This window comes from Solitalea lacus, from assembly GCF_022014595.1.
Classification (GTDB): Bacteria; Bacteroidota; Bacteroidia; order Sphingobacteriales; family Sphingobacteriaceae; genus Solitalea; species Solitalea lacus.
Map to the genome: position 1 here is coordinate 3057247 of NZ_CP091740.1, position 12784 is coordinate 3070030.

Sequence of the window (12784 nt, forward strand, 5' to 3'; positions counted from 1 at the left end):
CAATTATTAAACAGCATGAGACCAAACCGCTTTCATCTTTTATTACTATTTTCTGTTTTTGTGGTGGCCACATGTGGCCTCATTTATGAGCTGGTAGCGGGTACATTGGCCAGTTACCTGCTTGGAGACTCCGTCACCCAGTTTTCAACTATCATTGGAGTGTACCTGTTCTCAATGGGTATAGGTTCATGGCTATCAAAATATTTTGATAAAAACCTGCTTTCCTGGTTCATCCAAATAGAAATTCTGGTAGGGTTAATAGGCGGTACAAGTTCTACCCTTTTGTTCTTTTTATTTGAACAAACAGAATCGTTCAGGTTGGTGCTATATATGATGGTAATGCTTACCGGTATTTTTGTAGGACTGGAAATTCCTTTGTTGATGAGGATCTTGGAAAATCGTTTTGAATTCAAAGAGCTTGTATCAAAAGTTTTTACGTTCGACTATATTGGCGCCTTGCTTGCCTCCGTGATCTTTCCGCTATTACTAATACCTCATCTGGGCATCATCCGAACTTCTTATTTTTTTGGATTACTCAACATTGGCGTCGCACTTGTGGTGCTTGTGCAGTTTAGCAAAGAAATAAGCTGGTTTAAACGATTGCAGCTACAGGCATTAGTTAGTCTTGTACTTTTACTGGCCGGGTTTGTTTATGCAGATAGGATTATGAGTTTTACGGAATCAATGGCCTATCCTGATAAGATCATTTATTCAAAAACCACTCATTATCAACGTATTATCATCACCAAAAATCAACGGGAACTTCGCTTGTTTTTGAATGGTAACCTTCAGTTTAGTTCAGCCGATGAATACCGTTATCATGAAGCGCTTGTACATCCGGGACTGGCCACTTTGCCCTATGCTAAAAATGTATTGGTTTTAGGAGGCGGTGATGGATTGGCGGTTAGAGAGATCTTGAAATACACCAGCATAAACCATATTACCCTAGTTGACCTGGATAAAGAAATGACTTCTATGTTCACTCAAAACAGCATGTTGGCTAATTTGAATAAACACTCGTTTTCCAACCCTAAAGTAAAGGTGATTAATGCTGATGCCTTTACTTGGGCCAAAAGTCATTCGGGACAGTTCGATTTTGTTGTAGTCGACTTCCCTGACCCTTCAAATTTTTCTATCGGAAAGTTATACAGCAACCGTTTCTATCAGGAGATCGAAAAACTTTTATCTCCCGAAGGTATTGTGGTCATTCAATCAACCTCACCGTATGTGGCTCCCAAATCTTTTTGGTGCATCGATAAAACACTTCAGTCGGTTGGTTTTAATACAGTTCCCTATCATGTTTATGTTCCATCCTTTGGCGAGTGGGGCTATGTAATGGGCATGAAAAAACATAATTATCAACTTCCGGCAAACTTCCCGGTAGGACTTAAGTATGTAAACCGCGAGAGTCTTAAGCAAATGATCTACTTCCCCGCTGATATGGCCAAGGTCCCAACTGAAGTGAATAAACTTAACAACCAAGTATTAGTGCATTATTTTGAAGATGAGTGGGCAAAATACTTATAACCAATCGACAAATTTACTAAGTCGTTTAAACCGAAAGGCATTTTTATTAAGGGCCGGAATTGGCTTAACCGCAGCCATTGCAGGTGGTTACCTCTTTAAACGAAAAAGATCAGCAAAAACGGCACATATTAATGGCTCTATCATAGGGGCCAATGCTAAAATTGGTCATTTGCTCAGGGATAAACTTTCAATTCCTCAACCCTCTACGACAGAAGAGGTTGATTATTTAATTGTAGGTGGAGGTATTTCCGGATTATCGGCAGCAAGAATGCTAAAAAAACAAGGTGTTTCTAATTTCAAACTGATTGAAATGGATAAGCATACTGGCGGAAATTCTTCAAAAGGTGAGAATAAGGTTTCTGCATATCCTTGGGGTGCACACTACTTACCTATCCCCGATCTATCAGATACTGTTATTATTGATTTTTTACAAGAGATTGGCAGCATTACCGGATTTGATGCCGAAGGCCTGCCGATTTATAACGAATATCACCTTTGTTTTGAGCCCGAAGAACGCCTCTATTATAAAGGCCAGTGGCAAGAAGGATTAATTCCCAACTCAGGACTATCAGCTATTGAAAAAGAGGAAATAAGTCGTTTTATCAGACTAATGGATACTTATCGGAACTGTAAAGGAAATGATGGTAAATATGCCTTTTCTTTTCCTGTAAAAAACAGTTCTTCTGATAAACAGTTTACTGATTTAGATAAAATAAGCTTTTCTGCATTTTTAGAGCAGCAAAAATTCAGCTCTCCTCAACTGCTTTGGTACTTGAATTACGCCTGTAAAGATGATTTTGGCAGCACAATACAAGAAACTTCTGCGTGGGCCGGCATTTGTTACTTTGCAGGTCGCAAAGGGAAAGCATCAAACGCTAAAAACGGCGATTTACTTACTTGGCCCGAGGGAAATGCCTGGCTTGCGGATCAACTACGCAATCAAGTTACTGAACATATTATTGTTAATCAGTTGGCATATAAAATTCAGTTAAAGCAAGATGGCGTGGAGATAGAAATCTACGATACGGTATCAGCAAAAAGCAAAACCATAAAAGCCAAAAAGGCTTTGCTGGCTACCCCGCAGTTTGTAAATCAACGTTTGTTGAACAATGTAAAATCCATACGTAACACTAGTTTCTACGAACAGTTTAACTACGCCCCTTGGATGATTACCAATATTACCATTAATCAATTACCTGATGCAAAAGGAATTGGATTATGCTGGGATAACGTTTTGTATGACAGCCCTTCGGTTGGCTATGTGAATGCATGTCACCAGCACATTAATCAAACTGAAAAAAAGAAAGTATTAACTTATTACCTTCCACTCACCGGTAAAGAGCCTAAAATACAACGATTAGCGGCCTTTTCGCGCAGTTATCAAGATTGGGTTGATCTAATATGCCAAGACATGGAACGATCGCACCCAGGTATTACGCCGTCTATTGAAATGATTGACATTTGGATTTGGGGTCATGGCATGATAAGACCTCAGCCAGGTTTTATATGGGGCGAAGGAAAGCAAACAGCGGCACAACCAATTGACAATAAAATCTACTTCGCTCATTCAGATTTAAGCGGTATTTCAATTTTTGAGGAAGCCTTTCATCAGGGAATAGATGCAGCCGTAAGCATGTTGACCAAACAAAGTTAAACTATTGATTTATGCCACTTAAGCAATACTGGATAAACTCTTTAAATGCCGATTTAGCATTTATCATTGCTCCCCCTTTTATTTCCTTGCTGGCTGTAATTATGTTTCCTGAACATTTTCAACAAGCTTCCGGCATACCCACTATCTATTGGGTTATCCTAATTTTGCTGATTGACGTTGCTCACGTATACACCACCTTATATCAAACTTATTTTAATCCGAGCCGATTAAAACAGCATCAATCTCTTTATTTGGCTATCCCTGCTTTGTGCTATATAACAGGAGTGTTGCTTCATACTATTGATAGCATGCTTTTTTGGCGAATATTGGCTTATTTAGCCGTATATCATTTTGTAAAGCAACAGTATGGGTTTATGCGACTTTATTCTCGTCACGAGGAATTACCCTCTTGGAGTAAAAAAATCGATGTACTTATTATTTATAGTTCAACCCTGTACCCAATACTTTATTGGCATTTAACTGATGATAGAAATTTCAATTGGTTCATTGAAGACGAGTTCTTTACTTTTCAGTCAGATCTGTTATTAACCCTGATATCATCCTTATACATCGTTATTATTAGTATTTACGTGGCTAAAGAACTGTATCGGAGCATCCTTCATAAGCAAATCAACCTACCCAAAAACTTAATCATCCTTGGCACCGGATTATCCTGGTATTTTGGCATTGTACATTATAATGGAGACATGGCCTTTACTACTTTAAATGTTGTTTCTCATGGCATTCCATACATGGCCTTAGTTTGGTTCAGACAGAAAAAAGAAAATCCAGTCTATAAAAGCCCTTTGTTACAAAAACTAAAAAGCCCTTATGGGTTGTTCGTGTTTTTCGGCATTATAGCAGTATTAGCTTATTTAGAAGAAGGTTTATGGGATGGTTTTATATGGCGTGAGCATAAGTCGGTTTTCGGCATATTTAGTTTACTTCCGGAAATAAGTAGTAAAGAGATGTTGGCATTATTGGTTCCCTTGTTATCCTTACCCCAGTCGACACACTATGTATTAGATGGTTTTATATGGAAACAGGGACATTAATTCTAACTTGAACGCCTGTTCCTCTATAGATATATTCTTCAAGTTGCCGATTTGTGATCGTATCATTTGTTTTCATAGCACTTAAAAAAGCAGCCTTTGGGGAAGACTGCTTTCATTACTATTTCTTTTTTATTAGTTGTATCTGCTCATGGAGCTACCAATGCATAGCTTAAGTATCTTTGAACCAATACGGAATCAACCAGCTGCACACATCAGCATTGGTAAAAAGGCCCCATCAAGCTTAAACCATTAAACTTTGGATTTAGCTTTACACATTAACACTACCAGCCAAAGAAGGCTAAATGGCAATATTATCCTACTAATCAAACTGAGCTTCAAAAGAGTTGCTGCAAATGGCCAGTGATTAAAACCGGCAATACCTCCTAGAACAATGATGATCATCAAAAGCGCATTGATAAAGATAGATACTTTTTTCATTAACATATTTTGGAGTTTTACAATTTGGTTAATGAAACATATGTTTTTTGATAGTTGCCGAAAAATCTTGTATCCCACAATCGTTCATATGAAACACCACCAATGTAGACTGTCTCTACGGTAGCTCCAAATATAGTGTAGTTGGTACTGAAATCACCATTTGCGAAGGCGTGAGTATACGTATGACTGCCGTAAGTGACGCCATCGACAGCAAAAACCGATGTAAGAACTTGATTGGGAATTCCATTGACAGTACCAACCCATACTGCAAGTTTAGAGGCAAATCCAATAGCCTGTAAATGAGGAAATGTAAAATAATGCACACCTGGTGAACCATAGCTTTGTTCGGATTCATCAAGCATATTACTGATATTCTCAGTACTTTGAGTTTCAGTTAGACGAATAGTAGTGTCTTTTCTCGAGGATAGATATTGGTTCAATTCGGTAAGACTATTAATCTTCTTTACGTTCTTTGAAGCAACCCTTTTACTTTTCTTAAATCCATTTTTGAGTAGCAAAGCTTCAGCTTTTTCCAGAAAGACTGCACTTTCTGGAGGATCTGGCATTTCTGATTCTTTGTTACAGGATACAGACAAGAATGCAATGATGATAGCAAAAGCAAGAGTAAATTTGTTTTTCTTTAGCATATGAGTTAATTATTTAAACTCAAAATTAATAAATATAACTAAAACAAATACTTTACTTCTAAACTATGTTAAATAGTTTTTTACGCTTTAAGCGGCGGTTGGAGCTGAACCGGCGGGACCTAAACAGTGATGATACTGTTAGGTGTACTTGCTGCACGAACATTGTTTTTTTTTAGCCTGTATTATTATTAATCCCCAACTGGTTTAACTATAAACTGGTAGAGTTTTTTACGCCTCGTCTATTTAAATCCAATTACATTCATAACTACCTCAAATACACAGATCACCAAAATTTATCAAAAGATTACACAAACGGTTGCGTAATATCGGATTTAACGTCTTTTTTAAATTAAACTTATCTTAGGCCAGCAGAACATAAAACTTTAATGAAAAAAACGTTATTACTGGCTCTAATGCTTTTTTCCGGCACTACACTTTTTGCCCAAAAAGCTAAGCATTCTTTTAAGATTGAGAATGGTGATTTTATTTATGATGGCAAACCAATTCAATTGCACTCAGGTGAATTACACTTTGCCCGTGTACCTAAAGAATACTGGCGTCATCGTTTAAAAATGGTAAAAGCAATGGGCTTAAATGCCGTTGCAACCTATATTTTCTGGAACTACCATGAAGTGGCTCCGGGTGTATGGGATTTCAAAACTGATAACCGTAATATTTCTGAATTTGTAAAAATTGCTGGCGAAGAAGGTTTAATGGTAATCCTTCGTCCAGGACCATATGCTTGTGCTGAATGGGAATACGGAGGTTATCCTTGGTTTTTGCAAAATGTTGAAGGTTTAGAAGTAAGAAGAAACAATCCTAAATTTTTGGAGGCCTGCAAAGTCTATATTAATAAATTGGCTGCTGAAGTTAAAAACCTTCAAATAACAAAAGGAGGCCCCATTATTATGGTTCAGGCTGAAAATGAATTTGGTTCTTATGTTGCCCAACGTAAAGATATTCCATTAGCCGAACACAAACAGTACAGTGCTGCCATTAAACAACAACTGCTTGATGCAGGTTTTGATGTTCCTTTATTTACCTCTGATGGCAGCTGGTTATTTGAAGGCGGATCAATTGATGGAGCCTTACCTACTGCTAACGGTGAGGATAATATAGAGAATTTGAAAAAGGTTGTTAATCAATACAACGGTAATAAAGGCCCATATATGGTGGCTGAGTTTTACCCGGGCTGGTTAGATCATTGGGCCGAACCGTTTCCGAAAGTACCTACAGAAGATGTGGTGAAACAAACAGAAAAGTATTTAAAAAATAATGTTTCATTTAATTACTACATGGTTCACGGTGGGACCAACTTTGGCTATACAACTGGAGCAAACTACGACAAAAATCATGATATTCAACCTGACATGACCAGCTATGATTATGATGCGCCAATTAGTGAAGCTGGCTGGGCTACTCCAAAATATCAGGCAATTCGTGAATTGTTAAAAAAACATGTTAGCTACAAAATACCTGAAGTCCCTGTTGCAAATAATGTAATTGAGATTCCTGAGATAAAACTCACAAAATCGACTGCTTTGTTTGGCCTTAAGAGTTCAATTAAACCAATAGCTGATGACAAACCGCTAACATTTGAGCAATTGAACCAAGGGCATGGATTTGTGCTGTACAGTAGAAAGTTTAATCAGCCTATTTCGGGTAAACTTGAACTAAATGGATTACGCGACTATGCTCTGATTTATGTTAACGGAGAAAAAGTAGCCGAGTTAAATCGTTACTATAAAAACTATACCTGCGAAATTGATATTCCGTTTAATGCCACAGTTGATATTTTGGTTGAAAATATGGGCCGTATAAACTATGGTGCCAAAATCACAGAGAACAATAAAGGGATCATTAGTCCGGTAATTATCAATGGTAATCAAATTACTGGCAACTGGCAGATGTATAAGATGCCATTGGAAGAGCAAAGTGAACTTTCCAAGTTAACTACCAAGGCCGAAGAAGGACAACCTACAGTACTTTCTGGCTCATTTAATTTAACAGAACTTGGAGACACCTTCCTGGATATGGAACAATGGGGCAAAGGTATTGTATTTGTAAACGGACATCATTTAGGAAGATACTGGAGCGTAGGACCACAGCAAACGTTATACGTACCAGGCTGCTGGTTAAAAAAAGGTCAAAATGATATTGTGGTAGTTGAATTGAAACATATTCCGGGTACAACGTTAAAAGGAGTAAAAACTCCTGTGCTCGACAAGCTTAATACAGATGTAAAACCTTAACCAATATTAAAAAAGAAACCCGGGTCATTTAACCTGGGTTTTCTTTTTTAACATTTATCGTTTACTTAAAATGTAATTAAGCTTCGAATCTATTCGTTTCCGATCCTTATCCAACATTAGCAATTCATCTTTTTCGCTTAGCCTTACGAAATACCGCTCCTTATCCACTTTACCAAAATTGATTACATATAGAGTTGCATCGACATCATCTTCAAATCCTTTTACCGTATTATACTTCCCATTAGTCACAAAAGGTTTTCCATCCCCTTTACCCATATAAGTTTCTTTTAATACAAATGTATTGTCGCTATACAACTCCAGTTCGGTTTGTAAACCCCTGCAATCTGCACAAGGCAATATACCGGTATATGCCATCAACATGTTTTTAGGTTTCTCTAGAGTTATTGAATCATCATCTTCAATGGAATCCATTAACGATTCAATACTATCTGCCGACGCCTCTGCCGCTTTTTGTTTCAGGTTTGATTGACATGAAGACAGAAAAATAACTCCCCAAAAAACTAAAAAATAATACTTCATAAGAGCTCATAGTTAATATACGTTTTAAGGTAACAAAAAGAATGCATATAAAATATTTACGCTATATAGAATAATATCGGGTCATAGAGCCTTTACCCCCACTGAAACAGAACTATCAACTGAATACGTTTAAAGCCTTGTTGAATACATATGCAATTGTAAAACTTTCATCAAACTATTGTATTATTCATGATACAATAGCGTCAGAATGATACATTAAAAACACACTCTTTGATACACAAATAACACACTGAACAACAATACTTTACATAATTTCATATTAATCAAAACGAACACCATACTAATCAAAACGAACACAAGGAACTTTAAATTTTAACAAATGTTTTTAAACGATAATAACTAACGGGTTCTGTACCTTATTAACTAACACTAAATGATCAAAACCATGAAAAAGCTATTTATTTCACTCACCCTAACGTTAGCAATTACATCTTTAATTGCGGGCAAATCCTTGGCACAGGTTCAACTTCCTGAAGTAACTGTTACCACTACCTCAACCGGTGCCGTTGTTGATCAAAAAATAACAGATGCATTCAGCAAATCTTTCTCAACCGCCAGCAATATGCAATGGTACTCGGTTGATAATAACAAACGTTACCTGGTAAACTTCACCATGGATGACTTGAGAAACCATGTTCTTTATACAAAGAAAGGCGCGATAATCTATCATATTATATACGGATTTGAAAAAAATTTACCAATGACACTTAACTCACAAGTAAAAGGTAAATATGGTGCGTACAGTATTACTTCGGCAATAAATGTTAAACAAAATCAACGAAATATCTGGATGATTAACCTTGAAGACACTAAAGGTTATGTTTTAGTACGAATGGCTGATGGACAAATGGACGAAATGCGAAAAATTACTAAAGCGCAGTTAGAACTTGTCGGACTGGCTAAAAATTAATTACCAAAGGGAGATAGGATAAAATTGGACGGGCTTGTGCGCAACCTTTAATCAATTGTGATACAAAAGGTTGCGCACTTTGTTATTATAAATCACTCTTTTTACTCAAAAACTAAACTAAACGTCCGCAAGCAGAAGATTTATTAAAAAGTAAGTTAAACATATGCAAACAAAAATCAATGCGTATAAATACCTATAATGCAATATGTATTACACTAAATCATTGTATACAAACAATTTACATATTAAATTAGCCTCATAAATCAACCAAAACGAATAATATCGTTAGCAGTATCTACTTAAATTAACCGAGTTATTAAAGCATTAAATTTTAGCTTTGCTCAATTGGCCGCACGTTTACCAAAGTTGAAGTTCTGATGCCAATTATCACATCTAAAATTATTAAGCCATGAAAAAGTTAGTTATTTCTTCAGCCCTAAGCTGTGCATTAAGTGTATTTGCTATAGCTAACGTTTCTGCACAAGTGCAACTACCTGAAATTACCGTAACAAGCACTGCATCTGGCTCAGAAGTGAGTGCTAAGGTTACAAAAGCATTTAGCGAAACCTTTAAAAACGTCAAAGATGTTCGTTGGTATGAAATCAATAAGCGCTATCTGGTAAAATTCATTATGGATGACTTACGCAATCATGCAGTTTATGCAAAGAATGGCCATTTGATTTATCAGATCACTTATGGATTTGAAAAAAATCTTCCAATGGATTTAAGTGCACAAGTAAAAGACAAATACTACTCTTATGACATTGTGTCGGCCATAAATATTAAGCAAGACGGACATAATGCATGGATTGTAAATCTAGAAGACATCCGATATCTTTTGATGGTTCGATTGGCCGATGGCGATATGAGTGAAATAAAACGACTTACAAAATCATCTCCTCAATTAGACGCATCACGTTAATAAAAAAGGTGGAATGCTTACATTCCACCTTTTTTATATACTATTACGCCACGTTTATGCCAACGTAGTCAAATTCTCTTCCAAAGCTTTAATTTTAGCTTCAGCATCAGCCTTTTTATTCCTTTCGTTTTGAATAATTTCGGGCTTAGCATTCTGCACAAAGCGCTCATTGCTTAATTTGGCATCAACCGATTTTAAGAATCCTTTTAAATAGTCCAATTCTTTATTAATACGTTCACGTTCTGCATCAATATCAATGTTTGAACCTAAATCAACAAAGAATTCATCAATGCCTACATGAAAACCTGCTCCAGTAACCTTTTCAGTAACAAAGTCAATTGAAGAGGTATTGGCCAATTTGGTAATTAAACCAATGTATGACTGATAATGAATATCACTGTTTATTTTTATTGCCAATGGCAATGCCTCTTTCGGACTAATCTGCTTTGAGTTGCGGATGTTACGAACCTGTGAAATCACATTTAACACAGCATCCATAGCCTTTAATGCTTTAGCATCTACTGGAACTGATTTTGGATAATGAGATACAATGATACAGTCCATTTCCGAACGTTCAGCAATCTCATGCCATAATTCTTCTGTTAAAAATGGCATAAATGGATGTACAAGCTTCAACAAACGTTCAAAAATCTCGATGGTTGCATTATAGGTATCACGATCAATTGGCTGGCCGTAAACAGGTTTGATCATTTCCAGGTACCACGAACAGAAATCGTCCCAAATCAATTTATAGGTACTCATCAGCGCATCTGATAAGCGGAAAGAATTGAAGTGCTCTTCAATTTCAGCTAAGGCTGCGTTAAATTTATTTTCAAACCAGGCAATCGCTATCTCGTTATTAACATCGCCACCTTCTTTAATTTCCCAACCTTTTACCAAACGGAATGCATTCCAGATTTTATTGGCAAAATTTCGTCCTTGTTCACAATAGGCTTCATCGAACATTAAATCATTACCGGCAGGAGATGAAAGCAACATACCCACACGCACTCCGTCGGCACCGTATTTCTCAATCAAATCTAACGGATCGGGTGAGTTACCTAATGATTTTGACATCTTACGGCCCAATTTATCACGTACAATTCCGGTTAAGTATACGTTTTTGAATGGCACTTCATTACGAAACTCTTTACCAGCCATGATCATACGCGCTACCCAGAAGAACAAAATCTCTGGAGCGGTTACTAAATCATTGGTTGGATAGTAATATTGCAAATCAGCATTGCCTTTGCTTGATGGATCAGCAAATACTGAGGTATCAAAAACAGAAATTGGCCATAACCATGATGAGAACCAAGTATCAACAACGTCTTCATCTTGGGTAAGGTTAAAAGTTTCCTGTTGAGGGATACGTGCTTTTAATTCAGCTTCTGCTTCTTCTTTTGTTTTCGCAACGACAACATCACCGTTTTCATCATACCAAGCCGGAATACGTTGTCCCCACCACAATTGGCGCGAAATATTCCAGTCTTTTACATTTTCCATCCAGTGACGGTAAGTATTGATAAACTTATCCGGAATCAGCTGAACTTCACCATTTAATACTACTTCTAAAGCAGGCTTAGCCAGTTCACTCATTTTACAGAACCACTGTAATGAAAGTTTAGGTTCAATAGCAGCATCAGTACGCTCCGAAAACCCTACCTGGCTCTTATAATCCTCCACTTTCTCAAGCTGAGTAGTCTCTTTCAGTAAAAAAGTTATTTCTTTTCTGGCTGTAAAACGATCAACACCTACCAGTATTTCAGCTTTTTCATTTAATGAACCATCGTCATTTAAAATATCAATTACCGGAAGCTTGTGTTTCAGCCCTAGCTCGTAGTCATTCAGGTCGTGTGCAGGCGTAACCTTTAAACAGCCTGTACCAAATTCCATATCAACGTATTCATCCAAAATAATCGGAATTTCACGATTGATTAATGGAACAAAAACTTTTTTACCATGCAAATGGGTAAAGCGCTCGTCATTTGGATTAATACAAACAGCTGTATCGGCCATAATAGTTTCCGGACGAGTGGTAGCTATGGTAATAAAGTCAGCGGAAGGCTTTCCTGAATCAGAAATAAAATAGTTGATATAATATAGTTTCTGATTTACTTCTTTACGGATTACTTCTTCATCAGAAACAGCGGTTTTACCCTGTGGATCCCAGTTAATCATTCTAATTCCACGATAAATCCATCCTTTTTTGTATAAGTGGATGAATGTATCAATAACCGCTTCCGACATCTGCTCTTCCATGGTGAAACGGGTACGATCCCAGTCACAAGAAGCACCTAGTTTTTTCAACTGTTCAAGAATAATACCTCCGTATTTTTCTTTCCATTCCCAGGCATATTTCAAAAACTCTTCGCGAGAAAGGTCCTTTTTGCTAATGCCCATTTCCTTAAGCATGGCCACCACTTTAGCTTCAGTTGCAATAGAAGCGTGATCGGTACCTGGCACCCAGCAAGCATTTTTATTTTGCATACGTGCTCTGCGCACCAAAACATCCTGAATGGTATTGTTTAACATGTGCCCCATGTGTAACACGCCGGTCACGTTTGGCGGCGGAATTACAACTGTGTAAGGTTCACGTTCATCAGGAACAGATTTAAAAAATTTCTTTTCTAACCAGTAGCTATACCACTTATCTTCGGTTTCGCGCGGATTGTATGTTTTTGAAATGCTCATAGTTGAATTACACAGATTAATCTTGATTACAATGATTAGTATCTGTAATCTAAAGTTTGCAAAAATAGGAAATTGAAGGGAGATGACAGTGGTAGTATTTAAAGAAATTGGTGCTGTATTGCAA

Annotated in this window: 10 protein-coding genes; 6 read left to right on the forward strand and 4 right to left on the reverse strand. The window is 37.0% G+C overall.

Annotated features, from left to right (window positions below; translation table 11 throughout):
* The first annotated feature begins 15 nt into the window (after nucleotides 1-15).
* The 3 genes from L2B55_RS13205 to L2B55_RS13215 are packed head-to-tail and all read left to right on the forward strand — an operon-like array spanning nucleotide 16 to nucleotide 4236.
* Complete coding sequence (locus L2B55_RS13205) at nucleotides 16-1527, forward strand: polyamine aminopropyltransferase (protein ID WP_237846506.1); 1512 nt, start codon at nucleotides 16-18, stop codon at nucleotides 1525-1527.
* A complete protein-coding gene (locus L2B55_RS13210; RefSeq protein WP_237846509.1) occupies nucleotides 1505-3181 on the forward strand; it encodes a flavin monoamine oxidase family protein in 1677 nt (558 codons plus the stop codon). The genes L2B55_RS13205 and L2B55_RS13210 overlap by 23 nt, the downstream gene beginning before the upstream one ends.
* Before the next feature lie 11 nt (nucleotides 3182-3192).
* The gene (locus L2B55_RS13215) at nucleotides 3193-4236 is read left to right on the forward strand and encodes a hypothetical protein (RefSeq protein WP_237846512.1); all 1044 of its coding nucleotides are present in this window, start codon (nucleotides 3193-3195) and stop codon (nucleotides 4234-4236) included.
* A 249-nt stretch (nucleotides 4237-4485) separates the two neighbouring features.
* Here the strand turns inward: L2B55_RS13215 and L2B55_RS13220 are convergent, their stop codons facing one another.
* Both L2B55_RS13220 and L2B55_RS13225 read right to left on the reverse strand, forming a co-directional pair.
* The gene (locus tag L2B55_RS13220) at nucleotides 4486-4674 is read right to left on the reverse strand and encodes a hypothetical protein (protein WP_237846514.1); all 189 of its coding nucleotides are present in this window, start codon (nucleotides 4672-4674) and stop codon (nucleotides 4486-4488) included.
* 17 nt (nucleotides 4675-4691) lie between these two features.
* Entirely contained in the window at nucleotides 4692-5321 is a 630-nt protein-coding gene (locus L2B55_RS13225) for a hypothetical protein (protein WP_237846519.1), read from the reverse strand.
* Nucleotides 5322-5707: 386 nt separating this feature from the next.
* Here L2B55_RS13225 and L2B55_RS13230 point away from each other — a divergent pair, with 386 nt between their 5' ends.
* Complete coding sequence (locus tag L2B55_RS13230; RefSeq protein ID WP_237846521.1) at nucleotides 5708-7573, forward strand: glycoside hydrolase family 35 protein; 1866 nt, start codon at nucleotides 5708-5710, stop codon at nucleotides 7571-7573.
* A gap of 54 nt (nucleotides 7574-7627) precedes the next feature.
* Here L2B55_RS13230 and L2B55_RS13235 read toward each other — a convergent pair whose 3' ends face one another.
* Nucleotides 7628-8113, reverse strand: coding sequence for a copper resistance protein NlpE (locus L2B55_RS13235; protein ID WP_237846523.1), 486 nt, complete (start codon nucleotides 8111-8113; stop codon nucleotides 7628-7630).
* A 406-nt stretch (nucleotides 8114-8519) separates the two neighbouring features.
* Here L2B55_RS13235 and L2B55_RS13240 point away from each other — a divergent pair, with 406 nt between their 5' ends.
* Both L2B55_RS13240 and L2B55_RS13245 read left to right on the forward strand, forming a co-directional pair.
* Nucleotides 8520-9044 carry a hypothetical protein gene (locus L2B55_RS13240; RefSeq protein ID WP_237846526.1) on the forward strand — a complete coding sequence of 175 codons (525 nt, stop codon included), beginning with the start codon at nucleotides 8520-8522 and terminating at the stop codon, nucleotides 9042-9044.
* A 409-nt stretch (nucleotides 9045-9453) separates the two neighbouring features.
* Nucleotides 9454-9966 (forward strand): hypothetical protein, encoded by a 513-nt coding sequence (locus L2B55_RS13245; RefSeq protein ID WP_237846528.1) that lies wholly within the window; start codon nucleotides 9454-9456, stop codon nucleotides 9964-9966.
* A 54-nt stretch (nucleotides 9967-10020) separates the two neighbouring features.
* Here L2B55_RS13245 and L2B55_RS13250 read toward each other — a convergent pair whose 3' ends face one another.
* A complete protein-coding gene (locus L2B55_RS13250; protein ID WP_237846531.1) occupies nucleotides 10021-12660 on the reverse strand; it encodes a valine--tRNA ligase in 2640 nt (879 codons plus the stop codon).
* Between the last annotated feature and the right edge of the window lie 124 nt (nucleotides 12661-12784).